This is a genomic window from Actinomadura sp. NPDC048032 (assembly GCF_040653175.1).
In the GTDB taxonomy this organism is placed as follows: Bacteria; Actinomycetota; Actinomycetes; order Streptosporangiales; family Streptosporangiaceae; genus Spirillospora; species Spirillospora verrucosospora.
Window position 1 is genome coordinate 10,985 of the sequence record NZ_JBEZJP010000035.1, and the last position, 22,378, is coordinate 33,362.

General features: G+C 73.5%; 22 protein-coding genes. 13 read left to right on the forward strand and 9 right to left on the reverse strand.

What is annotated here, in order from left to right:
* Positions 1–146 precede the first annotated feature (146 nt).
* Together AB0C69_RS07720 and AB0C69_RS07725 are read left to right on the forward strand one after the other, a co-directional pair.
* Positions 147–1,532 (forward strand): DNA recombination protein RmuC, encoded by a 1,386-nt coding sequence (locus AB0C69_RS07720; protein ID WP_353834480.1) that lies wholly within the window; start codon positions 147–149, stop codon positions 1,530–1,532.
* Positions 1,529–2,143, forward strand: a complete 615-nt coding sequence (locus AB0C69_RS07725) for a DUF6542 domain-containing protein (protein ID WP_360351107.1) — start codon at positions 1,529–1,531, stop codon at positions 2,141–2,143. The genes AB0C69_RS07720 and AB0C69_RS07725 overlap by 4 nt, the downstream gene beginning before the upstream one ends.
* Here the strand turns inward: AB0C69_RS07725 and AB0C69_RS07730 are convergent.
* Positions 2,140–3,102, reverse strand: coding sequence for a 4-hydroxy-3-methylbut-2-enyl diphosphate reductase (locus AB0C69_RS07730; RefSeq protein WP_345177003.1), 963 nt, complete (start codon positions 3,100–3,102; stop codon positions 2,140–2,142). The genes AB0C69_RS07725 and AB0C69_RS07730 overlap by 4 nt on opposite strands.
* Before the next feature lie 140 nt (positions 3,103–3,242).
* On the opposite strand from AB0C69_RS07730, the gene AB0C69_RS07735 reads away from it, so the two are divergent.
* The gene (locus AB0C69_RS07735; protein ID WP_360351111.1) at positions 3,243–4,172 is read left to right on the forward strand and encodes a hypothetical protein; all 930 of its coding nucleotides are present in this window, start codon (positions 3,243–3,245) and stop codon (positions 4,170–4,172) included.
* A gap of 72 nt (positions 4,173–4,244) precedes the next feature.
* On the opposite strand, the gene AB0C69_RS07740 is transcribed toward AB0C69_RS07735, so the two are convergent.
* Together AB0C69_RS07740 and AB0C69_RS07745 are read right to left on the reverse strand one after the other, a co-directional pair.
* Complete coding sequence (locus AB0C69_RS07740) at positions 4,245–5,468, reverse strand: MFS transporter (RefSeq protein WP_360351114.1); 1,224 nt, start codon at positions 5,466–5,468, stop codon at positions 4,245–4,247.
* A 20-nt stretch (positions 5,469–5,488) separates the two neighbouring features.
* Positions 5,489–5,914, reverse strand: coding sequence for a MarR family transcriptional regulator (locus AB0C69_RS07745; RefSeq protein WP_353834477.1), 426 nt, complete (start codon positions 5,912–5,914; stop codon positions 5,489–5,491).
* Between the two features lie 145 nt (positions 5,915–6,059).
* Here AB0C69_RS07745 and xseA point away from each other — a divergent pair, with 145 nt between their 5' ends.
* Both xseA and AB0C69_RS07755 read left to right on the forward strand, forming a co-directional pair.
* On the forward strand, positions 6,060–7,268 hold the full coding sequence (gene xseA, locus AB0C69_RS07750) for an exodeoxyribonuclease VII large subunit (RefSeq protein WP_360351118.1): 1,209 nt from the start codon (positions 6,060–6,062) through the stop codon (positions 7,266–7,268).
* A gap of 57 nt (positions 7,269–7,325) precedes the next feature.
* Positions 7,326–7,562: an exodeoxyribonuclease VII small subunit gene (locus AB0C69_RS07755; RefSeq protein ID WP_353834475.1), complete on the forward strand. Its 237-nt coding sequence runs from the start codon at positions 7,326–7,328 to the stop codon at positions 7,560–7,562.
* A 25-nt stretch (positions 7,563–7,587) separates the two neighbouring features.
* Here AB0C69_RS07755 and AB0C69_RS07760 read toward each other — a convergent pair whose 3' ends face one another.
* Positions 7,588–8,322, reverse strand: a complete 735-nt coding sequence (locus tag AB0C69_RS07760; protein WP_360351122.1) for a DUF4245 domain-containing protein — start codon at positions 8,320–8,322, stop codon at positions 7,588–7,590.
* A 20-nt stretch (positions 8,323–8,342) separates the two neighbouring features.
* A complete protein-coding gene (locus tag AB0C69_RS07765) occupies positions 8,343–9,008 on the reverse strand; it encodes a TetR/AcrR family transcriptional regulator (protein WP_345176986.1) in 666 nt (221 codons plus the stop codon).
* A gap of 207 nt (positions 9,009–9,215) precedes the next feature.
* Between AB0C69_RS07765 and glpX the strand changes: the two genes are divergently transcribed.
* Positions 9,216–10,250 (forward strand): class II fructose-bisphosphatase, encoded by a 1,035-nt coding sequence (gene glpX, locus AB0C69_RS07770; protein ID WP_345176984.1) that lies wholly within the window; start codon positions 9,216–9,218, stop codon positions 10,248–10,250.
* A gap of 19 nt (positions 10,251–10,269) precedes the next feature.
* Here the strand turns inward: glpX and AB0C69_RS07775 are convergent, their stop codons facing one another.
* Positions 10,270–10,881: a DUF1707 domain-containing protein gene (locus tag AB0C69_RS07775; protein ID WP_345176982.1), complete on the reverse strand. Its 612-nt coding sequence runs from the start codon at positions 10,879–10,881 to the stop codon at positions 10,270–10,272.
* An 83-nt stretch (positions 10,882–10,964) separates the two neighbouring features.
* On the opposite strand from AB0C69_RS07775, the gene AB0C69_RS07780 reads away from it, so the two are divergent.
* From AB0C69_RS07780 to AB0C69_RS07790, 3 genes are all read left to right on the forward strand, one after another.
* Positions 10,965–11,918: an ABC transporter ATP-binding protein gene (locus tag AB0C69_RS07780; protein WP_360351127.1), complete on the forward strand. Its 954-nt coding sequence runs from the start codon at positions 10,965–10,967 to the stop codon at positions 11,916–11,918.
* A complete protein-coding gene (locus tag AB0C69_RS07785) occupies positions 11,915–12,727 on the forward strand; it encodes an ABC transporter permease (protein WP_353834473.1) in 813 nt (270 codons plus the stop codon). The genes AB0C69_RS07780 and AB0C69_RS07785 overlap by 4 nt, the downstream gene beginning before the upstream one ends.
* A gap of 103 nt (positions 12,728–12,830) precedes the next feature.
* The gene (locus tag AB0C69_RS07790) at positions 12,831–14,096 is read left to right on the forward strand and encodes an MFS transporter (RefSeq protein ID WP_360351131.1); all 1,266 of its coding nucleotides are present in this window, start codon (positions 12,831–12,833) and stop codon (positions 14,094–14,096) included.
* A 72-nt stretch (positions 14,097–14,168) separates the two neighbouring features.
* Here the strand turns inward: AB0C69_RS07790 and AB0C69_RS07795 are convergent, their stop codons facing one another.
* A complete protein-coding gene (locus AB0C69_RS07795; protein WP_345176975.1) occupies positions 14,169–14,402 on the reverse strand; it encodes a hypothetical protein in 234 nt (77 codons plus the stop codon).
* Positions 14,403–14,431: 29 nt separating this feature from the next.
* The gene (locus AB0C69_RS07800; protein WP_360351134.1) at positions 14,432–15,850 is read right to left on the reverse strand and encodes a PLP-dependent aminotransferase family protein; all 1,419 of its coding nucleotides are present in this window, start codon (positions 15,848–15,850) and stop codon (positions 14,432–14,434) included.
* Positions 15,851–15,963: 113 nt separating this feature from the next.
* Between AB0C69_RS07800 and AB0C69_RS07805 the strand changes: the two genes are divergently transcribed.
* The 4 genes from AB0C69_RS07805 (at position 15,964) to AB0C69_RS07820 (ending at position 21,462) form a co-directional block, all read left to right on the forward strand.
* Positions 15,964–16,905 carry a DMT family transporter gene (locus AB0C69_RS07805; RefSeq protein ID WP_345176971.1) on the forward strand — a complete coding sequence of 314 codons (942 nt, stop codon included), beginning with the start codon at positions 15,964–15,966 and terminating at the stop codon, positions 16,903–16,905.
* A 1-nt stretch (position 16,906) separates the two neighbouring features.
* Positions 16,907–18,547, forward strand: coding sequence for a fumarate hydratase (locus tag AB0C69_RS07810; RefSeq protein ID WP_360351138.1), 1,641 nt, complete (start codon positions 16,907–16,909; stop codon positions 18,545–18,547).
* 151 nt (positions 18,548–18,698) lie between these two features.
* A complete protein-coding gene (locus AB0C69_RS07815) occupies positions 18,699–19,961 on the forward strand; it encodes a serine/threonine-protein kinase (protein WP_345176965.1) in 1,263 nt (420 codons plus the stop codon).
* Positions 19,962–20,061: 100 nt separating this feature from the next.
* A complete protein-coding gene (locus AB0C69_RS07820) occupies positions 20,062–21,462 on the forward strand; it encodes a class II fumarate hydratase (protein WP_345176963.1) in 1,401 nt (466 codons plus the stop codon).
* A 66-nt stretch (positions 21,463–21,528) separates the two neighbouring features.
* Here the strand turns inward: AB0C69_RS07820 and AB0C69_RS07825 are convergent.
* Positions 21,529–22,378, reverse strand: an 850-nt coding sequence (locus AB0C69_RS07825) for a hypothetical protein (protein ID WP_360351143.1), incomplete at its 5' end; no start/stop codon positions are given.

The following is a 22,378-nucleotide window of genomic DNA, read 5'->3' on the forward strand; positions in this document are numbered from 1 at the left end:
AGTTTATGGGCGCTCGCGGACCCCTCGGGCTGCCCGGAACCTCCGTGCGGCCTCCCCCCGGTGAACACTGGGCCAAATGTCCGGTGACGCGGGGGCTCCCGGCGCGTCGCGGTCGCCGATCGCGGGCGCGCTGTCACGATGAGCGGATGGACCTCGCGCTGTTCGCCGGACTCCTCGTCGGCGCCGTCTTCGGCGCCGTCGCCGGGTACGCGCTCGCGACGAGCCGGCAGGGGGCGCTGATCGCGCGGGCGCGCGCGGCCGAGGAGAAGCTCGCCTACGCCGAGGGGCGGATGGCCGAGCACTTCGAGAACCTGTCGGCCAAGGCCCTGGACGCCAGCAACCAGCGGTTCCTGGAGCTGGCGGACGCGCGGTTCAAGGCGGCGGGCGCCGAGGCGGCCGGTGACCTGCAGCGGCGGCAGCAGGCCGTCGAGCACCTGGTGGCGCCGCTCAGGGAGACGCTCGCCAAGGTGGAGGAGCAGCTCCGCGAGGTGGAGACGGGCCGGCGCGAGTCGCACGCCATGCTGGCCAAGCAGGTCGACTTCGTCCGGCAGAGCTCCGACCAGCTCCGGCGGGAGACGCAGTCGCTCGTGCGGGCGCTGCAGCGGCCCGAGGCCAGGGGCCGCTGGGGCGAGCTCCAGCTCCGCCGCGTGGTGGAGCTGGCCGGGATGGCGCACCACTGCGACTTCGACGAGCAGGCCGGCGCGGTGACCGCCGACGGCGCGGTCCGTCCCGACATGGTGGTGCGGCTGGCCGGCGGCAAGAGCATCGTGGTCGACTCCAAGGTCTCGCTGGCCGCCTACCTCCAGGCGGCGGAGAGCGGCGACCCGGTGCGGCTCGACGCGCACGCGCGGCACCTGCGCGACCATGTCGACCGCCTGTCGGCCAAGTCGTACTGGCAGGCGTTCAGCCCGGCGCCGGAGTTCGTCGTGCTGTTCATCCCGGGCGAGGCCTTCCTGGCGCCCGCCCTCGACCGCGACCCCGGCCTGCTGGAGTACGCGATGAGGCGGCGCGTGCACATCGCCACGCCGACGACCCTCGTCACGATGCTGCGGACGGCGTCCTACGCGTGGCAGCAGGCCGCCCTCTCGCACAACGCCCGCGCGGTCTTCGAGCTGGGCAAGGAGCTGTACGAGCGGCTGGGCACGATGGGGCAGCACGTCGACGAACTCGGCCGGGCGCTGACCGGCGCCGTCAAGACCTACAACCGGACGGTCGGGTCCCTGGAGACCCGCGTTCTGGTCAGCGCGCGCAAGCTGAACGAGCTCGGGGTGGTGGACGAGGGCCTGGAAAGCCCTCATCCTGTCGAGGAGAGCCCCCGCGCTCTGTCCGCGGCCGAACTGACCGCGGACGACGAACTTCTCGACGACGAGGACCATCTCCCAGAAAGGGACCGTTCCCGGCGCGGCCCCGCCGCGGGAGCGGCGGGTCTCGGCGGGCGCGTCCCCGAGCAGGGCGATCCGCGGGACGTCCGGGAGCGGAGCGGGCCGGGGCGTGTGGGAGGCCCGCCTCCCACGGGGAAGAGGTGGCGATGAGTTCATCGACGGTACGCGACGCGCCGGGAGGCTCCTCGGCCTCCCCTGAGGGCCCGTCGCGGCGCCGGCGCGGCGGCCCGCCGCGCTCGGAGTCCGCCGGCCCGATCACGCTCACCGGGCGCGGCGGCATCGTCGTCATGTTCGCCGCCGGGGTGCTGTGCGGGCTGCTGTCGCGGTGGTTCGGCGTGCCGCTGCTGGCCGGCGCGGGGTTCGCGATCGGCTGCGCGCTCGCCGCGTTCGCGACCCGTCCCGCCGACCTGCTCACGCTCGTCGTCAGCCCGCCGCTGGTGTTCCTCGCCGCCACGCTCACGGTCGTGCTCGTCACCACGCTCGGCGACGGCTCGCTGCTGCGCGGCGTCACGGTGGGCGTCTTCACCGCGCTCGCGGCCACCGCGCCGTGGCTGTTCTTCGGCACGCTGCTCGTGGTCGTGATCTGCCTGGCGCGCGGCGTGCTGACGAACGCCCGGGAGCTGCACGACAAGCTGGTCGGGGTCCGCCTCTTCGAGAAGGACGAGAACGAGAACCCCGTCCGGTGGGACGAGTCCCCCGGCACGCCCAAGGAGGGCCGCCACGCCCGCGGCGACCGGCCGCCCTCCGGGGCCGCGGGTTAGACCGGCGTGATGCGCAGGTCCTTGCGGAGCTCCTTCGGCAGGGAGAAGCGCATCCTCTCCTCGACGGACTCGATCTCCTCGGCCTCGCCGTAGCCGCGCTCGGCGAGCCAGGCGAGGACCTCCTGGACCAGCTCGTCCGGGACGGACGCGCCGCTCGTGACGCCGACCGTGGTGACGCCCTCCAGCCAGGCCGGGTCGATCTGCTCGGCGTAGTCGACGAGGTGGGCGTCGTCGGCGCCGTGCTCCTTGGCGACCTCGACCAGGCGGACGGAGTTGGAGGAGTTGGTCGACCCCACCACGATGACGAGCTGCGCCTCCGCCGCCATCTCCTTCACCGCGACCTGCCGGTTCTGGGTGGCGTAGCAGATGTCGTCGGACGGGGGGTCCATCAGCTTGGGGAACCGCTCGCGGAGCTTCTCGACGGTGGCGACGGTCTCGTCGACCGACAGCGTGGTCTGCGACAGCCACGCCACCTTCTCGGGGTCGCGGACGGTCACGTTGGCGACGTCGTCGGGGCCGTCGACGAGGTGGATGTGGTCGGGCGCCTCGCCGGTGGTGCCGATGACCTCCTCGTGGCCCTCGTGGCCGATCAGCAGGATGTCGTAGTCGTCGGCGGCGAACCGGACGGCCTCCTTGTGGACCTTGGTCACCAGCGGGCACGTCGCGTCGATGGTGCGCAGGGACAGGCCCCTGGCCTCCTCGTGCACGACGGGCGCCACGCCGTGGGCGGAGAACACCACGATGGAGCCCTCGGGGACCTCCTCGGTCTCGTCCACGAAGATCGCGCCACGCTCCTCCAGCGTCTTCACGACGTGCACGTTGTGGACGATCTGCTTGCGGACGTAGATCGGGGCCCCGTACTTCTCCAGGGCGATCTCGACCGCTTGCACGGCCCGGTCGACGCCCGCGCAGTAACCACGCGGCTTGGCGAGCAGGACACGGCGCTGGGTGGAGGTCATGACTCCATCGTACGAGGAGCCGGGCTGTGACCGACTCCACGGCACGCTTTGCCAGAATTCCATTCACCCCGCGTGACCAGGGTCGCACCGATGGGGCAGAGTGAGGGGGGACGGAGACGAGGCAGGAAGAGGAATGTCCGATGAGGAAATCGCCGCGCCGCCTCAGTGAGCAGGTCCGCGAAACGGTGGGCGAGCAGGTCCGGGATCTGCCGCTGCACGCCGTCCGGCTGGCCATGTTCGGCGTCGGCCGGGCTCTGCTGCTCAGCGACCGGGTGACCCGGGACTACAAGGAGATCACCGAGGGCGGCGGTGTGAAGCCGGTGGCCCTGCGGCTGCGCGACGACGTCCAGCACACGGCCGGGAAGGTCGTGGGGCTGGTCGCCGAGCGCGTCCGCGGTGAGGAGCCCGAGGCCGAGCCCGCGCCCGAGCCCGCGCGCCGCACCAGGACGGCCGCCGCGCGGTCGGGGGCCACCGAGGAGATCTCGGTCGGCAAGCCCGGCGCCGGGGCGGCCCGCAAGCCCGGGCACGCCCGTCCGGGACCGCCGCCGAAGCCCGCCAGGCCGGGGGCGCTGGGCCGGGACCACGCCAAGGCCGAGGGCGGGGCCGCTCCGGTCGCCGAGCCCGCGCCGAAGCCGGTGCCGTCCGAGCCGAAGCCGGAGCCCGCGCCGCAGGCCGAGCCCGCCCCGAGCCCGAAGGCCGCCGAGCCCGCGCCCGCCAAGCCCAAGCCCAAGGCGTCGCCCGCCAAGCCCAAGGCGGCCCAGGCTCCGGAGGGCAAGGCGCCGGAGAGGAAGGCTCCGGCGGCGAAGGCCGGGAAGAAGGCCGACGAGGCCGCCTTCGAGCCGAAGCCGGAGGCCAAGCCCGCCGCCCAGGCGGAGGCCGCGCACATCGCCGAGGATCTGCCGGTGCCCGACTACGACAGCGCCACGCTGCCGCAGCTGCGGGCCCGCCTTCGCGGCCTGTCCGCCGACCAGGTGAAGCTCCTGCGCGAGTACGAGCGCAAGCACGCCGGTCGTGAGGACGTCATCCGCATGTACGAGCGCCGCATCGCCAAGCTCAACGGCCTCACCTGAGCCGCCGCAGGCCGAGCGCTACGACACGACGGAAGCCCCCGGGAGCGCCCGGGGGCTTCCGTCGTCGCGGGGTCAGGCCGCCGCGGGGGCGTCCTGGATCGCGTGGTCGGCGTCGACCCGCTCCAGCGGCTCCAGGTGGCGGCGGCGCACCGCGAGGATGCCGATCGCGACGGCGCAGCAGGCCGCGCCGACCAGGTACGGCAGGCTCGCGTCGACCTCCTCCGCGAGCTTCGTCGCGATGTACGGGGCGAGGGCGCCGCCCATCCAGCGGACGAAGTTGTACCCGGCGGACGCGACGGGCCGCGGGCTGTCGGAGACCTCCATGGCGGCCTCGGTGAACGCGGTGTTGTTCAGCCCGATCGGGATGCCGGACAGGACGGTGCAGACGATGATCCCGTCGTGCCCGAGGAACGCCAGCCCGAGCTGGAACACGATCAGCAGCGCCAGCGCGAGGTGCATGACCCGGACGGTCCCGACGCGCCGCTGCAGCAGGGGCGCGCCGAACACCGACGCCAGCGCGACCATCACGCCCCAGCCGAAGAACACCAGGCCGATGCCGTGCGCGCTCATCCCGAGGACGAACGGGGTGAAGGCCAGGACGGTGAAGAACGCGTAGTTGTAGAACAGCGCGGTGAACGCGGTGGTGGACAGGCCGCCGTGCGCGAGGGCCCGGATCGGCGCGCTCAGGCGGGTCTTCTCGGCGGGCTTCGGCGTGGGCCTGAGCAGCGTGACGATCAGGAGGAAGCCGACCGCCATGAGCGCGGCGGTGCCGAAGAAGGGGAACCGCCAGTTCATGTCGCCGAGCAGGGCGCCGGCGAGCGGGCCGAGCGAGATGCCGATGCCGAGCGCCGCCTCGTACAGGATGATCGCCGACTCGGCCCCGCCCGAGGCGGCGCCCACGATGACGGCGAGCGCCGTGGCGACGAACAGGGCGTTGCCGAGGCCCCAGCCGGCGCGGAAGCCGACGAGCTGCCCGACGGTCCCGGACGTCCCGGCGAGGGCGGCGAACGTTACGACGAGCGCGAGGCCGATGAGCAGCGTCCTCTTCCCGCCGATCCTGCTGGACACCCAGCCGGTGACCAGCATCGCCACCGCGGTGATCAGGAAGTAGCTGGTGAACAGCAGGGACACCTGGCTCGCCGAGGCGTCCAGGTTCTTCGCGATCGCGGGCAGGATCGGGTCGACGAGGCCGATGCCCATGAAGGCGACGACCGCGGCGAAGGCGGTCGCCCACACCGACGTCGGCTGCCTGAGGATGCCGCCGCCCTTCGGGGTCGCCGAGGGCTTCGCGTGCATGGGTACCTCCGTGTGCTGGTTCAGGGTGCGCCGAAGAGCTTGTCGAGGGCGGGCAGCGCCGCGGCGACCGCCGCGCGCTCCTCGTCCGTCAGCTCCGCGAACCGCTCGGCGAGGAAGCCGATCCGGCGCTCGCGCCCGGCGGCCAGCCGGTCGCGTCCCGCCCCGGTGAGCCGGGCGGTGACGACGCGGGCGTCGGCGCCGCTCCGGCCGCGCGCGACGAGCCCGTCGCGTTCGAGCCGGTTGATCTGCGCCGTCATGGTCGGCAGCCGGACGCCGTGCTCGGCGGCCAGCTCGGTCATCCGCCGCGGCCCGTGCTCCAGGGAGCCGAGCACGGACAGCTGCTGGCTGGTGATCGGCTGGTCGGCGCTGACCTGCCGGAGCATCAGCACCACGTGGCGCAGGCGCCGGTTGAGCTGCTCGGCGAGCTCGCGTTCGGATGCGGTCACGGTGTCTCCTCGAAATTACTTAGTCAGTCTAAGTTAGCTTGGCTAAGATTGGCGGCCCGGCGGCATGTCTCTTCGGTCACACGGATTCTGCCGGGACCGGCGGCGCGCGGCCCGGGGGGCGCGGGCCGCGCCGTAGGCTGCCTGCATGGCGATGGAGACCACGGCCGAATCCCCGGTTCCGGTTCGCACCGTCCTTCAGGCGGTGAGCGGGTGGATCGGCAGGCTCGGCCGCATCTGGGTGGAGGGGCAGATCACCGACCTCAACGCCCGCGGCGGCACGGTCTACATGACGCTGCGCGACCCGGTGGCGAACATGTCGGTGCGGGTCGTCGGCCCGCGCGCGGTGTTCGAGGCCGCCGGGCCCGCGGTCACCGACGGGGCCCGCGTCGTCGTGCACGCCAAGCCCGACTTCTGGATCAACCGCGGGACGTTCTCGCTCAGCGTGCTGGAGATCAGGCCGGTCGGCGTCGGCGAGCTGCTGGCCCGGCTGGAGCGGCTCAAGCGAGTGCTGGCCTCCGAGGGGCTGTTCCGGCCCGAGCGCAAGCGCCCGCTGCCCTTCCTGCCCGGCCGGATCGGGCTGATCTGCGGACGCGACTCCGACGCCGAGCACGACGTCCTGGAGAACGCGCGGCGGCGGTGGCCGGCGGTGGCGTTCCGGGTGGAGAACACCGCGGTGCAGGGCTCGTACGCGGTCGGCGAGGTGATGGAGGCGCTGCGCGCGCTGGACGCCGATCCCGAGATCGACGTGATCATCATCGCGCGCGGCGGCGGCGCGATGGAGGACCTGCTGCCGTTCTCCGACGAGGCCCTCGTCCGCGCGGTCCACGCCGCCCGCACGCCGGTCGTCAGCGCGATCGGGCACGAGCAGGACAGCCCGCTCCTGGACCTGGTCGCCGACGTCCGGGCCTCCACCCCGACCGACGCCGCGAAGAAGGCCGTGCCGGACGTGCGCGAGCAGCTCCAGCTCGTCCGGCAGCTGCGCGACCGCGGGCGGCGGTGCCTGTCCGGCGCGGTGGAGCGCGAGCTGGCGTGGCTGCGCTCGGTGCGCTCGCGGCCCGCGCTGGCCGACCCGGTGCGGGAGATCGAGCGGCAGTCCGAGCAGGTCGCGGCGCTGCGCGACCGGGCGCGCCGGTGCCTGTCGGCGGCGCTGGACCGGGCCGGGGACGAGCTCGGGCACACCCGCGCCCGGCTGGTCGCCCTCTCCCCCGCCGCGACGCTGGAGCGCGGCTACGCGATCGTCCAGCGGGAGGACGCGTCGGTGGTGCGGGAGTCGGCGTCGGTCAAGGACGGCGAGCGCCTGCACGTGCGGCTCGCCGACGGGCGCCTCGGCGTGAGCGTGACCGGCCGGGAATGAACCGCGAGTCGCCGCCCGGGGAACGGGACGTCCCCCGGGGGATGAGAGGGTGGGCCGGTGGCTGACGAGAACGGGACGGCCGAGAAGCCGTCGTACGAGCAGGCGCGGGACGAGCTGGCCGACGTCGTCAAGCGGCTGGAGGCGGGCGGCCTGACGCTGGAGGAGTCGCTCGGCCTGTGGGAGCGGGGTGAGAGGCTCGCCGCCGTCTGCGAGGAGTGGCTGGAGGGCGCCCGCGCCCGGCTGGCCGCGGCGCTCGAACGGCCGGACGGCGGCGACGCGGCCGCCCCGTTCTGAGGCGGCGCGCGGCCCGCGCCGAGGCTCAGGAGGCCGGCGTGGCCGTCGCCGAAGGGGCCGGGCCGCCGTTCTTCGACTGCTCCTTGAGCGACCCGGCCACGACGGCCAGCTCCGCGTAGGAGGCGGTGCCGGTGACCACGATGCTGACCCCGTCCGGAAGCGTCCGGGCGAGGGAGTTGGCCTTCTTGTCCTTGCGGTAGTACTTGGTCCAGGTGACGCCGTTCACCTGCTGCGTCCCGACCGGCCGGCTGCTGTTGGCCATGCGCGGGACGTACTGCGAGGCCTTCTCGTTGCTCTGCTCCAGCGCCGCGTACTCGTCGCTGGGCGTCACGAACCCCAGGTGCCAGGCGACGGGGCCCTTGCCGTCGGCGTCCAGGCCGTTCACCCGCGAGCTGTTGGGACGCCAGGTGGGGGGCAGCCCCTCGGGCGCGTGGACGGTGTAGGGCGCGTCGTTGCGCATCGCCCACAGCTGCGAGCTGTAGTCGACGGTCGGCAGGACCTCCTCGTCGCTGCGCGGCGTGACGACGTAGATCGCCAGCACGAGCAGCAGGCAGGCGCCCATCGCCATGGCGAAGCCGCCGAGCCCCGTGGTCAGCCGCTTGTACACGCCGGGGCTCACCTCGACCACGGGCCGTCCCGTGGGGGCCGCCGGCTCGGGCCGTTCCCGCGCGGCGTCCGTCTCGGGCCCGCCGGCGGGCGCGTCCGGCGCGGGTCCCGCCTGCTCGGTTTCCGGGGCGGAGGATGGGGTCTTGTCGGTCACCCCTCCAGGATCCCCCACCCTCAGCGCTGCTCCGTACCGGGGTTGCGGATCGTGCCGACGATGACCATGATCTTGTCGGCCAGGCGGCGGGCGGCGTCCTCGTCGTCCAGCAGCGAGATCTCCGAGACCGCGCCCGCCATCGCGCCCGTCAGCACCGTGACCAGGGCCTCGTCGACGCCGCCGTCGGCGGTGTGGAACAGGGCGGCGTTGCGGCGGGCCCACTTGTTCAGGCGCTGGCGCATGACCCGGTCGAACCCGGGAGGCCCGTCGCCGGAGATGAACAGCCGGGCGACGTCCCGCTCGTCCAGGCAGCCGTTGAGGTAGGCGCCCGCGCCGGCGATGAACTGCCGCATGGGATCCTTCTCGCCGGCCTCGCGGACGGCGCTGATCGCCTCGCGGGTGCGCTCCTGCTGGCGTCCCTGGAAGTCCTCGAACAGCGTCAGGTAGAGGTCCGCCTTGCCGTTGAAGTGGTGGTAGAGGCTCCCCACGCTGGCGCCGGCCTTGGCGACGATGTCGGTCACCGCGGCCTGGGCGAAGCCGGACTGGCAGAAGACGTCTCTGGCCGCGGCCAGCAGGGCGCCGCGGGTGGCGGCCCCGCGGTCGGAGGTCCGCGCGGGGCCGTCCGCGGGCCGCGCGCCCCCGTTCTGGGTCACCCCGCCGGACGGGACGTCGATGTCGCTGCTCATGACGCCTGAGATTACGCCCTCTCCCAGGGGGAAACGATCCCTTGTCCGTGCCGTGGTGGTTTCCGGTGCTCGTTCCGCCCGCGCCAGGACGCCTGATCGACCCCGTGCCCGGAAGGCCCGCGGCCCGGCTGGTCTGGTCCAATTTGTGGCCTGCCATCCGGTCCACGGAGAATCCGAGGCACCACCGACCGAAGGGGCTGCCCCGCCATGTCCGAAGAGACCACCGTTTCCTCCCCCCTCACCACCGAGCCGTCGGCTCCGGACCGCAACCTCGCGATGGAGCTGGTCCGGGTGACCGAGGCCGCCGCCATGGCCGCCGCGCGCTGGGTCGGCCGGGGGGACAAGAACGGCGCCGACGGGGCCGCCGTGAACGCGATGCGCCAGCTGATCAACACCGTGTCCATGCGGGGCGTCGTCGTGATCGGCGAGGGCGAGAAGGACAACGCGCCGATGCTGTACAACGGCGAGGAGGTCGGGGACGGCTCCGGCGCCGAGTGCGACGTCGCCGTCGACCCGGTGGACGGCACCAGGCTGACCGCGCTCGGCATGAACAACGCGATCGCGGTGCTGTCGGTGGCGCCGCGCGGGTCGATGTTCGACCCGTCGGCGGTGTTCTACATGGAGAAGCTGGTGACCGGCCCGGAGGCGGCCGACGTCGTCGACATCGAGCGCCCGATCGCCGACAACATCCGCGCGATCGCCCGCGCCAAGGGCTCCTCGCCGCACGACGTGACGGTGTGCATCCTGGACCGGCCGCGGCACGAGGGCATCGTCAAGGAGGTCCGGGAGGCCGGGGCGCGGATCAAGTTCATCCTGGACGGCGACGTGGCCGGCGCCATCATGGCGTCCCGGCCGGGCACCGGCGTCGACCTGCTGCTCGGCATCGGCGGCACCCCGGAGGGCATCATCGCCGCGTGCGCGATCAAGGCGCTCGGCGGGGTGATCCAGGGCCGGCTGTGGCCGCAGGACGACGAGGAGCGGCGGAAGGCCGCCGACGCGGGCCACGAGCCGGGCCGGGTGCTCACCACCGACGACCTGGTGACCTCCGACGACGTGTTCTTCGCCGCGACCGGCATCACCGACGGCGAGCTGGTCGACGGCGTCCGCTACAGCAAGGGCACGGCGGTCACGCACTCGCTGGTCATGCGGTCGCGCAGCGGCACCATCCGGACGATCTCCAGCGAGCACCAGCTGAGCAAGCTGCGCGCCTACAGCGCGATCAACTTCGACACGGCGGTGTAGGGCGGCGGGCCCCGCGGGCCTACCGGCCGCGGGTGAGGCGGTTGCGGACGCGGCTGCGCAGCGAGGGCTTCGGGGCCCGCGCCCGCACCGACCCGAAGATCAGCGTGCCTCCCACCTCGATGGTCGGGCCCTCGGCCGCGGGACGGGCCCGCAGGTCGCGGGTGCTGAGGATGGTGCGCCCCGTGACGTCCACGCGGACGCCCTCGGGGACCAGCAGCCGGATGCGGCCGCCGAGCACCAGCGAGTCGACGACGATGTGCCGGCGCTGCAGGACGGCCTCGCGCAGGTCGAGCTCGACCGTCCCGAACAGGGCCAGGAGCGGGAGCTTGACCGGGACGACCCAGCGCCCGTCCCGCCGGGTGCGGCCGAAGAAGACCGAGACCGGGCGGTCGTCCACGAGGATGGGCTGCGCCTCCTCGGGGCTGAGGTCGCCGGTGAGCCCCGTCAGCTCGCCCAGGGTGCGGGCGGCGTAGGCGCGGGAAACGCGCTCGGAGTGCTCCTCGATGGTGAGCCGCCCGTCCGCGAGGGCCTCGCCCAGGACGGCGGCGACGCGTTCCCGGTCGGCGTCGGACGCGCGCAGGTCGCGCACGTTGGTGACCTTCTCGGCCGCCGGGCGATGGGGGAGGTCCACAGGGAAGAGGGTATCCCCCGGCGGGGACGGCCCCGCGGGAAAACGGGTGGGGATTCGTCCCTCCCTTACCTAGTGTGAGGGGTATGACCTTGCATCGTGCCGAGATCGCGCCTGCCCACGAGGGCTCCGGCACGGCGGCGATCAGCCTCCGCGGCGTCGTGAAGCGGTTCGGCGGCTTCACCGCCGTGGACGGGCTCGACCTCGACGTCCCCTCCGGCATCTGCCTGGGGCTGCTGGGCCCGAACGGCGCCGGCAAGTCGACCACGATGAAGATGCTGACCGCGCAGGCGGTCGCCGACGAGGGCACGATCCGCGTGCTCGGCTTCGACGTGCCCCGGGAGTCCAAGCGCGCGCGGGCGGCGATGGGTGTCGTCCCCCAGCAGGACAACCTCGACGAGGAGCTCACCGCGCGCGAGAACCTGGAGGTGTTCGCGCACCTGTACCGGGTGCCGCGCAAGGCGCGGCGCGAGGCCGTGGACGCCGCGCTGGCGATCGCGCACCTGACCGAGCGGCAGCTGACCAGGGTGGACGGCCTGTCCGGGGGCATGCGGCGGCGGCTGCTGATCGCCCGCGGGCTCGTGCACCGCCCCGCGCTCGTCCTGCTGGACGAGCCGACCGTGGGCCTCGACCCGCAGGTGCGGGCCGAGCTGTGGGGCCTGATCGACGGGCTGCGCGCCGGCGGCACGACCGTGCTGATGTCGACGCACTACATCGAGGAGGCCGAGCGCCTCGCCGACGAGTGCGCGCTGATGTCGCACGGCAGGGTCATCGCGCGGGGCACGCCGTCGGCGCTGGTGGCCGAGTACGCGGGCGAGCGGGTCGTCGAGCACTACGGGCCGCCGGACCGGCTGACGGAGGTGGAGCGGGTCGCGCGGGCGGCCGGACTGCCGACGCGCCGCACCGGCCCCTCGGTGTCGGTGCTGAAGGCCGAGACCATCGCGCCCTCCCTGGAGGACGAACTCGGCCCGGACGGCGTCCGCCGGGCCTCCAACCTCGAAGACGTGTTCGTGGTGCTGACCGGGGAGCGTGTGGAATGACCGTCCAGGCGGAAGCGGCGACGGCGGAGCGGGCGCCGCGTCTGCGGCGGTTCGAGGCGGCGCCGGTCCGGGGGATCTGGCGCCACGAGCTGGCCCTCTACAAGCGGTACTGGAAGTCGCAGTCGTTCGCCTCGATGGTGGAGCCGACGTTCTTCCTTCTGGCCTTCGGCTACGGGTTCGGCTCGATGGTCGCGGTGATCGGCGACTACCGGTACCTGGACTTCGTCGCGACCGGCGTCGTCGGGACCGCGGCGCTGTTCACCTCGGTGTTCCCGGGGATGTTCAACGGCTACATCAGGCGGGTGTTCCAGCACACCTACGACGCGATGCTCGCCGCGCCCGTGGACGTGCACGAGCTCGTGACGGGCGAGGCGCTGTGGATCGCGGCCAAGTCGGCGGTGTACTCGTGCACCCCGCTCGTCGTGGCGCTGTTCTTCGGCCTCGACCCGTCCCCCGGGATGCTGCTGGTGCCGTTCGTGACGTTCTTCACCGCGCTCGGCTTCGGCCTCTTCGGCATGTGGACGTCGTCGGTGGTGCCGTCGATCAACTCGTTCGACTACGTGATCACCGGTGTGGTGACGCCGCTGTTCCTGATCGCCGGGACGTTCTTCCCCATCGACGCGCTGCCCGGCTGGGCGCAGAAGGTCTCCCACCTCAACCCGCTGTACCACTGCGTGCAGCTGGTCAGGGACGCGGTGTTCGGCCTGCACCCGCTCGCCGACCTCGGCCACCTCGGCGCGCTGGTGGTGTTCGCCGCGCTGATGTGGATCATCGCCGTGCGGGGGATGCGCAGGCGCCTCATCGGCTGACGGTCCCCGCCCATTGACCTGGGACGTCCCCTGTCCCTACGCTGACGCGAATCTTCTTCACATTGCGTCCGTTCACGGTGCGCAGCCAGAGAGGTCGGGGCGCATGAGCGAGGGCACCACCGCCCGGGACCGCCGGGCCCGGTTCGCCGCGTACACGGCGTTCGCCGTCCAGGGGCTCTGCTTCGCCTCGCTGGTGACGCAGGTGCCGAAGATGCAGGAGTCGCACCACCTCAGCGACGCCACGCTGTCGCTGGTGCTGCTCATGGTGCCGCTGGTCGCGGGCGTGGGGAGCGTCGCGTCCGGCGCGCTGTTCCAGCGGCTCGGCAGCGCCCCGGTGCTGCGCGTCTCCCAGCCCGCCGTGGCCGTCACGATCGCCCTGATCGGCCTCACCGGCGACAACGACCCCGCCCTCTACGTGACCGTCGCCGCCTTCGGCCTGTTCGTCGGCGCGGTGGACGCCTCGATGAACGCCCAGGCGATCGCCGTCGAGCGCCGGTACGGGATCAGCCTGATCACCGGGTTCTACGCGGTGTGGAGCGTCGCGGGGATCCTCGGCGGCCTGTGGGCGTCCCTCGCCAACAAGCTGGACCTGTCGCTGTTCACCGGCTTCGCCATCGCCGCCGCCGTCGGCGTGGCCGCCTCGCTCGCCACCGGCGGCCGCCTCTACCGCCGCGCCGAGGAGGGGGACGGCCCCACCGCCGAGGAGCTGAAGGCGGCCGGGCGCAGCGTCCCGTGGCGCCCGATCCTGGTCGTGGGCGCCGCGATGGCCGTCGCCTACCTGGCCGACTCGGCGATCTCCAGCTACGGCGCCAAGTACCTGGACGACGAGCTGTCCGCGAGCGACTGGGTCGCCCCGCTCGGCTACGTCGCCTACCAGGTCACCATGGTCGTCAGCCGCGCGGTCGCCGACCTCGCCGTCCGCCGCTCGGGGGCCGTCAGGGTGGTGCGGATCGGCGGCCTGGTCGGCGTCCTCGGCATGGCCGGCGTGGTCGCCGCGCCCAACGCGGCCGTCGCCATCGCCGCGTTCGCGCTCGCCGGGCTCGGCCTGAGCGTGATCGCCCCGGTGTCCTTCTCCGCCGCCGGACGCGTCGACCCGACCGGTCTCGGCGTCGCCGTCGCCCGGGTCAACATCTTCAACTACGTCGGCTTCGTCCTCGGCGCCGCCGTGGTCGGGGCCATCGCTCCGCTCAGCGCCGACCACGGCCTGCGCATCGCCTTCATCGTCCCCACGGCCCTGATCCTGGTCGTCTTCGCCACCGCGAAGGGCTTCGCTGTGTCTTCCCAGGTGGGCGACCCCCTGGAACCCCCGTTGCGAGCCGGGCGATCCTCACGCCACGATCCGGGCTCCCGTGCCCGTGCGGGTTCATGACGTGTCGCTCCTGTAGCGGGTACGACCAGCCGCACCGGGGGTTCCAGGGGCGCCCCCCTGGGAAGGCACTGCTCACGCGTCTTCGGCCAGGGCCGTGACGGCGCGCTCGCCTTCCGTCTGGGCCTCCTCGGGAGACATGTCCTTCAGGGCTTGACTGAGCGCCACTTCGGCGGCGTCGGCCGCAGCCCGGAGCGTCACGGCGTGCTCCTGCGCCCGTTCGAGGTCGCCCAGACCGACACAGTCGAAGGCCACCTGCGCGTCGTGGCCGGCCATCTTCAACTGCCGCGCGGCCTCTTCCAGACTCATGCATACCTCCTACACCGGGGATGCTGTTCTTACCCTCCATCACCGTGAGCAACCGCTTGACCCAGCAGTTGCGCGGCTTTGACCAGGCGCGGCTCCGGGAGACCCGCGTAGCCCAGGACGAGCGCGGGGGGCGCCTCCTCGGCGCGGCGGGCCGACCACATGGCGCGGGCGCCCGCGACCGACACCCCGGCCCGCGCCGCGCGCTCCACGACTCGGTCCTCGTCGCACCCGCCCGGCAGTTCCACGTAGAGGTGGATGCCCGCTGAGACGCCGTGAACCCTGGCGCCGGGCAGGTTCTCGGCGAGCGCGCCGGCGAGGGCGTCCCGCCGGGCCCGGTACCGCCTCCGCATGGTGCGCAGATGCCGGTCGTAGCCGCCGCCGCGCAGGAACTCGGTCAGCGCGTACTGCTCCAGGACGGGCGCGCCGAGGTCGGTGTTGGTGCGGTGCTCCCGCAGGCCCTCGGCGAGGAACGGCGGCGCGAGGGCCCAGCCGAGGCGCAGGGCGGGGGCGAGCGACTTGCTGACCGAGCCGAGGAGGACGACCCGGTCGGGGTCGACGCCCTGGAGGCAGCCGACGGGGTCGCGGTCGTAGCGGAACTCGGCGTCGTAGTCGTCCTCCAGGACGACGCCGTCCGCGTCGCGCGCCCAGGCGATCAGCGCGGCGCGCCGCGCCGGGGACAGCACGACGCCGGTCGGGTACTGGTGCGCGGGCGTCACGAGGACGGCGCGGGCCTGGGTGCGGGCGAGCGCCGCGACGTCCAGGCCCTCCTCGTCCACCGGGACGCGGACGAGGCGGACCCCGGCGGCGGCCAGCATCGGCAGCTGCCGGACGCTGGTGGGGTCCTCGACGGCGAGCGCGGTGTGCCCGTCCGAGAGCAGCTGGCCGAGCAGGCCGGACAGGCCCTGCGCCACCCCGTTCATGATCACGATCCGGCCGGGGTCGGCGTGCGCGGCGCGCACCCGGCCGAGGTAGGACGCGAGTTCGGCCCGCAGGTCCGGGACGCCGGCCGGGTCGGGGTAGGCGAGCGCGTCGTGCGGCAGCGTGCGCAGCGCGGTGCGGGCGGCGGCGATCCAGCGCTCGCGGGGGAACGCCGAGAGGTCGGGCTGCCCGGGCGTCAGGTCGTACAGGACGGCCGGTTCCGTCCGTGGCTCGGCCGGGCGGGGCGGCGGCCCGGGCGGCGGCCCGATCTCCTCGTCGGGGCGGGCCAGCGGCGCGATGCGGGTGCCGTCGCCGCGCCGGGCGATCAGGAAGCCCTCGGCGGTGAGCTGCTCGTAGGCGGTGACGACGACACCGCGGGAGACGTCCAGGTCACGGGCCAGATCGCGGCTCGACGGCAGCCGGGTCCCGGCGGTCAGCCGGCCGGAGCGCACCGCCGCGCGGAAGCCCGCGGCGATCTGCGCGGCCAGCCGCCCGGCGGACCGGTCGAGAGAAAGATGAAGGTCGGTCACATGACTCTCAGCGTCAAGGGGCGGTGTGGACGTCACGGAGAGGGTATTGGTCCGTGTTCGGGGGGATTGATTGGCTCTGTCCCATGGACCAACCGCGCCCTAGCGTTCGGTCCATGAACACCTCCCACAGGCGCGGCATGGCGGGGGCCGGGGCCGCGATGTCCCTCGTCGGCACGCTGACGGCCGTCTCGGCGACCATCTCCGGCTATCCCGTCTTCGGCGGCCAGGCGGTCCGGTACGCCGCGGCCGCGCTGGTCCTGCTCGCCGTGGCGCGCCTCGCCGGAGGGCCCGCCCGCCGCCCCTCCGCCCGCGACTGGCTGCTGCTGACGGCCCTGGCGGGGACCGGACTGGTGGCGTTCAACGTCTGCATCGTGCTGGCCACCCGGGACACCAGCCCGGCCACCGTCGGCACGGTGATCGCGACGGTCCCGATCGTGCTGGCGGTGGTCGGGCCGCTGCTGGACGGCCGCCGCCCCGCCCCGGCGATCATCGCGGCGGCCTGCGTGGTGGCGGCGGGGGCCGCGCTCGCGAACGGCTTCGGGGGCGGTGGCGTCCGCGGGCTGCTGCTCTCGCTCGGCGCCCTCGGCGGGGAGGTGGGCTTCTCGCTGCTGGCCGTGCCGCTGCTGCCGCGCCTCGGACCGCTGCGGGTCTCCGCCTACTCCGCCGCGCTGGCCGTCCCGATGCTGCTGGCGGCCGGCCTGGTCGCGGACGGGACGGCGCTGCTGCGCGTCCCGACGGCCGGCGAGCTGGCCGGCTTCGCCTACCTGTCGATCGTCGTCACCACGATCGCGTTCCTGCTCTGGTACGACGCGATCGGGCGGCTCGGAGCCGACCGCGCCGGGCTGTGCGCGGGCCTGATCCCGATCAGCGCGGTGGTCACGACCGTCGCGCTCGGCCTCGACCGGCCGGGACCGGCCGATCTGGCGGGCGCCGTCCTGGTCGCCGCGGGCGTCGTGGTGGGCCTGCGCGCCCGGGTCGCCCCCCGTGGGCCCGCGCCCGCCGAGCCCGTAACCTGTGAGGCGGCCCCCATCGGAATCGCGCGAGGATCTGCCTGAGATGCCTGACTTCTCCTTCACCGACCTGCTTCCGCTCGGCCCGGACGAGACCGACTACCGGCTCCTGACCTCCGACGGGGTCTCGACGTTCGAAGCGAACGGGCGGACGTTCCTGCAGGTCGAGCCGGAGGCCCTGCGGCTGCTCACCGAGACGGCCATGCGCGACATCGCCCACCTGCTGCGTCCGGCGCACCTGGCGCAGCTCCGCCGGATCCTGGACGACCCCGAGGCGTCCCCCAACGACCGGTTCGTCGCGCTGGACCTGCTGAAGAACGCGGGCATCGCGTCCGGCGGCGTCCTGCCGATGTGCCAGGACACCGGCACCGCGATCGTCATGGGCAAGCGCGGCCAGCACGTCCTGACGGACGGCGACGACGAGAGGCACATCTCGCGCGGGGTGTACGACGCCTACACGAAGCTGAACCTGCGCTACTCGCAGATGGCGCCCGTGACGATGTGGGACGAGAAGAACACCGGCTCCAACCTGCCCGCGCAGATCGAGCTGTACGCGACGCCCGGCGACGCCTACAAGTTCCTGTTCATGGCCAAGGGCGGCGGCAGCGCCAACAAGTCGTTCCTCTTCCAGGAGACCAAGGCCGTCCTGAACCCCAAGCGGATGATGTCCTTCCTGGAGGAGAAGATCCGCTCGCTCGGCACGGCCGCGTGCCCGCCGTACCACCTGGCGATCGTCGTGGGCGGCACGTCCGCCGAGTACGCGCTGAAGACCGCCAAGTACGCCTCGGCCCACTACCTGGACGCGATGCCCACCGAGGGCTCGCCGCTCGGGCACGGGTTCCGCGACCTGGAGCTGGAGCTCCAGGTGTTCGAGCTGACGCAGAAGCTCGGGATCGGGGCGCAGTTCGGCGGCAAGTACTTCTGCCACGACGTGCGGGTGATCCGGCTGCCGCGGCACGGCGCGTCCTGCCCGGTCGCGATCGCCGTCTCGTGCAGCGCCGACCGGCAGGCCCTCGCCAAGATCACCGCGGAGGGCGTGTTCCTGGAGCGGCTGGAGACCGACCCCGCCCAGTACCTGCCCGACACCACCGGCGAGCACCTGGACGACGACGTCGTCGCCATCGATCTCAACCGCCCGATGGCGGAGATCCGCGCCGAGCTGACCCGGTACCCGGTCCGGACGCGGCTGTCGCTGACCGGCCCGCTCGTCGTGGCGCGCGACATCGCGCACGCCAAGATCAAGGAGCGGCTGGACGCGGGCGAGCCGATGCCGCAGTACCTGCGCGACCACGCCGTCTACTACGCGGGCCCGGCCAAGACGCCCGAGGGCTACGCGTCGGGCTCGTTCGGCCCGACCACGGCCGGCCGGATGGACTCCTACGTCGAGCAGTTCCAGGCCGCGGGCGGCTCGCTGGTCATGCTGGCCAAGGGCAACCGGTCCAAGCAGGTCACCGACGCCTGCAAGGAGCACGGCGGCTTCTACCTCGGCTCGATCGGCGGCCCGGCGGCGCGGCTCGCGCAGGACTGCATCAAGAAGGTCGAGGTCCTGGAGTACCCGGAGCTCGGCATGGAGGCCGTCTGGAAGATCGAGGTCGAGGACTTCCCGGCCTTCATCGTGGTGGACGACAAGGGCGAGGACTTCTTCGCCGACACCACCGGACCCGTCCTCAGCATCGGCAGGCGCTGACCTCCGGTAGCGGCCGGCGGCCCCCGCCCGGGGCCGCCGGGAGGCGGTCCCCCGCGGTTTCTTGTCGCAAGGTCACAGTATTGGGCCAAAATTCGCGTTGGTGATGAAGTCTCCCCGATGACCGGCTGGCCACTCCGGTATCTTTTCCGCCATGTCACAGTCAGAGCGCCTCGTGCTAGCGACGCGCTACCGGCTGGTCTCGGAGATAGGTCAGGGCGCCAACGGCACGGTGTGGAGGGGGCACGACGAGCTCCTCGACCGCGCTGTGGCGATCAAGGAACTGCGGATCCCCGACAACCTCGCCGAGGACGACCGGGTGCTCTTCTACCGCCGTACCCTCCGGGAGGCGCGCGCGCCCGCGCAGCTGCGCACGCACTCCATCGTCGAGGTCTACGACGTGGTCATCGAGCAGGGCCGTCCCTGGATCGTGATGGAGATGATCGAGGCGCCCAGCCTCGAACAGCTCATCGAGCGCTCGGGCCCGCTGCCGCCCGAGCGCGTCGGGCACATCGGCCGCGCTCTGCTGGACGCCCTCAACACCGCGCACAAGGCCGGGATCGTGCACCGCGACCTGAAGCCGAGCAATGTGCTCCTGGACGGCGACCGCGTCGTCCTCACCGACTTCGGGCTCGCGTTCTCCTCGGGTTCGGCGAGCCTCACCGCGACGGGCCACTTCATGGGGTCGCCCGCGTACGTGGCGCCCGAGGTCGCCGCCGGGGAGAAGGCGACCCCGCGGTCCGACCTGTGGTCGCTCGGCGCGACGCTGTACGCGGCGCTGGAGGGCCGCCCGCCGTTCGAGCGCGAGAACGTCATGGCGACGCTGTCGGCGCTGGCCAACGAGTCGACCCCCGCCCCGCAGAACGCCGGCGCGCTCGCGCCCGTCATCACCGGGCTGCTGGAGAAGAACCCGACCCGGCGGCTCAGCCACGCCCGCGCGGTCGACCGGCTCGAACGGGCCATGGCGGGCCCGCGCTCGGGGCGCCGCGCGCCGACCCCCCGCTACCGGCTGATGGTCGTGATCGGGCTCATCGGCGCGACCGTCGCCTCCTGCGGCATCGGCGCCACCGCCCTCATCGTCGGCATGATGCGGGAGAGCCCCGGCCCCTCCCCCACCGCCGGCGCGTCCACCCCGGCGAGCACGACCCAGGCCGCCGCGCCACCCGGCGCCGCGACCAGCACGCTCGTCGTCCGGGCCCGCACCGACTCCTGCAAGATCTTCGTGTCGGTCCCGGGGGCCGCGATGACGGTGCTCAGCGACGAGACGCTGCGCATGGGCGAGGCGCGCCGGTACGACCAGCCGCGCATCAACGCGGTCGTCTACGACGCGTCCGCGTGCGACGTCTGGGTGAACGGGCGGCAGAAGCCGGCGGGCAGGCCGGGCGAGCGGCAGAACTACACGCTGAACAAGGAGTGATCCGCGCCTCACGCGGGAATGCGTGACCCACTGACGGGGCTGCCCCTTTCAGGCGGCGGCCGACGGCGGCGGCCGCCGGAGTCGAGTGGGGAGGCGTTCCATGGGCGAGCAGGAGTTCCGGGTCGAGCACGACTCGATGGGCGAGGTCCGGGTTCCGGCCGCGGCCAAGTGGCGGGCCCAGACGCAGCGCGCGGTGGAGAACTTCCCGATCTCCGGACGGACGCTGGAGGCCGCGCACATCGCCGCGCTCGGCCAGATCAAGGCCGCCGCGGCGGTCGTCAACGCCGAGCTGGGCGTCCTCGACGAGGACCTCGCCGGCGCCATCGCCGAGGCCGCCCGCGAGGTCGCCGCCGGGCGGTGGGACGACCAGTTCCCGATCGACGTGTTCCAGACCGGCTCGGGGACGTCGTCCAACATGAACGCCAACGAGGTCGTGGCGACGCTGGCGCAGGAGCGGCTCGGCCGCCCCGTCCATCCCAACGACCACGTGAACGCCTCCCAGTCGTCCAACGACGTGTTCCCCTCGTCCATCCACGTCGCGGCCACCGGGGCCGTCGTGAACGAGCTGATCCCCGCGCTGCGGCATCTGGAGGCCGCGCTCGCCCGCAAGGCCGAGGAGTTCGCGACCGTCGTCAAGTCCGGCCGCACCCACCTGATGGACGCGACGCCGGTGACGCTCGGGCAGGAGTTCGGGGGGTACGCCGCGCAGGCCGGGCACGGCGTGGAGCGGCTGGAGGCCGTGCTGCCGCGGCTGGCGGAGCTCCCGCTCGGCGGGACGGCCGTCGGCACCGGCATCAACACCCCCGAGGGCTTCGCCGCCCGCACCGTCGCCGAGCTCGCCCGGGCCACCGGGCTGCCGCTCACCGAGGCCCGCGACCACTTCGAGGCGCAGGGCGCGCGCGACGGCCTGGTGGAGGCCAGCGGCGCGCTGCGCACGATCGCGGTGAGCCTCACCAAGATCGCCAACGATCTGCGCTGGATGGGGTCGGGGCCGCGCGCCGGGCTCGCCGAGATCCGGCTGCCCGACCTGCAGCCCGGCTCTTCGATCATGCCCGGGAAGGTGAACCCGGTGATCCCCGAGGCGGTGGCGCAGGTCGCCGCGCAGGTCATCGGCAACGACGCGGCGGTGGCGTTCGGCGGCGCGTCCGGCAGCTTCGAGCTGAACGTGATGCTGCCGATGCTGGCCCGCAACGTGCTGGAGTCGATCACCCTGCTGGCGAACGCGTCCCGGCTGCTGGCCGACCGCTGCGTGGACGGCGTCGAGGCCGACGAGGAGCGGATGCGCGAGTACGCCGAGTCCTCACCGTCGATCGTGACGCCGCTGAACCGCTACCTCGGGTACGAGGAGGCCGCGAAGGTCGCCAAGCAGGCGCTCCGGGAGCGCCGGACGATCCGCGAGGTCGTGCTGGAGCGCGGCCACGTCGAGGCGGGCAGGCTGACCGTCGAGCAGCTGGACGAGGCGCTCGACGTGCTGCGGATGACCGGCGCGGCCCGCCGCTGAGGCGGGCGGCGCCCGCCCCGCGCGTCCCAGGCGCCGCGCAGGGCGGCCGGGACGCGCCGGGCCGGATCAGTACCAGCCGACGGACTGCGAGTGCGACCACGCGCCGCACGGCGTGCCGTAGCGGTTCTTGATGTAGCCGAGCCCCCACTTGATCTGGGTGGTGGGGTTGTTCCGCCAGTCGGGTCCCGCGCTGGCCATCTTGTCGCCGGGAAGGGCCTGCGGAACTCCGTACGCGCCCGAGGAGGGGTTGGACGCGTGGACGTTCCAGTGGCTCTCCTTGTTCCACAGGTTGACCAGGCAGCCGAACTGGCCGCTGCCGGTGAAGCCATAGCTCGGCATCAGCCGCTTGGCGATCGCCTGCGCCTCGCCGGCGGGGACCGGGTCGCCCGTCGGGCCGCCGCCGCTGCCGCCGGTCTTCTTCGGCTCCGGCGTCTTGGTCGGGATCGGCTTGCCCTTGGGGAGCAGGGAGGGGCCCTTCTTGCCCCCGTCCTGGCGCGTCGCGCGGGAGGCCCGCTCCAGCGCCAGCTTCTTGCGCTGCTGCTCCAGCACCTTCGGATCGATCTTCGGCACGGCGGCGTCGGCGAGCTGCCGGGTGGGCTCGACGGTCTGGGGGCCCTCGTCGCCGGAGCCGCCGGTCAGCGCGAACGCGGCGACCGCGCCGCCGCCGAGCAGGACGGCGGCGCCCGCGGCGACCACCGCGATCCGCACGCCGTTGCGCCCGCCGGAGGCCTCCTTGCGCCCGGCGGAACCGCCCTTGCGCCCGGCGGGACCGCCCTTGCGGGCACCGGATCCGCCCTTGCGCCCGGCCCGGCGGGGGCCGCCCGGCCCGGAGGAGATCTCGTCGGCGGGGCCGCCGGCGGAGACGCCGGTGCGCGGCGGCTCCTGGAGGGGCTGTCCCGGAGCCTCACCGGGTGAT

What these genes read in the sequence shown, in the direction of transcription:
- AB0C69_RS07730 (WP_345177003.1), bottom strand. Translation starts at nt 3,102, where the DNA reads ATGACCTCCACCCAGCGCCGTGTCCTGCTCGCCAAGCCGCGTGGTTAC.
- AB0C69_RS07810 (WP_360351138.1), top strand. Translation starts at nt 16,907, where the DNA reads ATGCCTGACTTCTCCTTCACCGACCTGCTTCCGCTCGGCCCGGACGAG.
- AB0C69_RS07725 (WP_360351107.1), top strand. Translation starts at nt 1,529, where the DNA reads ATGAGTTCATCGACGGTACGCGACGCGCCGGGAGGCTCCTCGGCCTCC.
- AB0C69_RS07780 (WP_360351127.1), top strand. Translation starts at nt 10,965, where the DNA reads ATGACCTTGCATCGTGCCGAGATCGCGCCTGCCCACGAGGGCTCCGGC.
- AB0C69_RS07720 (WP_353834480.1), top strand. Translation starts at nt 147, where the DNA reads ATGGACCTCGCGCTGTTCGCCGGACTCCTCGTCGGCGCCGTCTTCGGC.
- AB0C69_RS07790 (WP_360351131.1), top strand. Translation starts at nt 12,831, where the DNA reads ATGAGCGAGGGCACCACCGCCCGGGACCGCCGGGCCCGGTTCGCCGCG.
- xseA (WP_360351118.1), top strand. Translation starts at nt 6,060, where the DNA reads ATGGCGATGGAGACCACGGCCGAATCCCCGGTTCCGGTTCGCACCGTC.
- AB0C69_RS07740 (WP_360351114.1), bottom strand. Translation starts at nt 5,468, where the DNA reads ATGCACGCGAAGCCCTCGGCGACCCCGAAGGGCGGCGGCATCCTCAGG.
- AB0C69_RS07795 (WP_345176975.1), bottom strand. Translation starts at nt 14,402, where the DNA reads ATGAGTCTGGAAGAGGCCGCGCGGCAGTTGAAGATGGCCGGCCACGAC.
- AB0C69_RS07820 (WP_345176963.1), top strand. Translation starts at nt 20,062, where the DNA reads ATGGGCGAGCAGGAGTTCCGGGTCGAGCACGACTCGATGGGCGAGGTC.
- AB0C69_RS07815 (WP_345176965.1), top strand. Translation starts at nt 18,699, where the DNA reads ATGTCACAGTCAGAGCGCCTCGTGCTAGCGACGCGCTACCGGCTGGTC.
- AB0C69_RS07765 (WP_345176986.1), bottom strand. Translation starts at nt 9,008, where the DNA reads ATGAGCAGCGACATCGACGTCCCGTCCGGCGGGGTGACCCAGAACGGG.
- AB0C69_RS07735 (WP_360351111.1), top strand. Translation starts at nt 3,243, where the DNA reads ATGAGGAAATCGCCGCGCCGCCTCAGTGAGCAGGTCCGCGAAACGGTG.
- AB0C69_RS07785 (WP_353834473.1), top strand. Translation starts at nt 11,915, where the DNA reads ATGACCGTCCAGGCGGAAGCGGCGACGGCGGAGCGGGCGCCGCGTCTG.
- AB0C69_RS07805 (WP_345176971.1), top strand. Translation starts at nt 15,964, where the DNA reads ATGAACACCTCCCACAGGCGCGGCATGGCGGGGGCCGGGGCCGCGATG.
- glpX (WP_345176984.1), top strand. Translation starts at nt 9,216, where the DNA reads ATGTCCGAAGAGACCACCGTTTCCTCCCCCCTCACCACCGAGCCGTCG.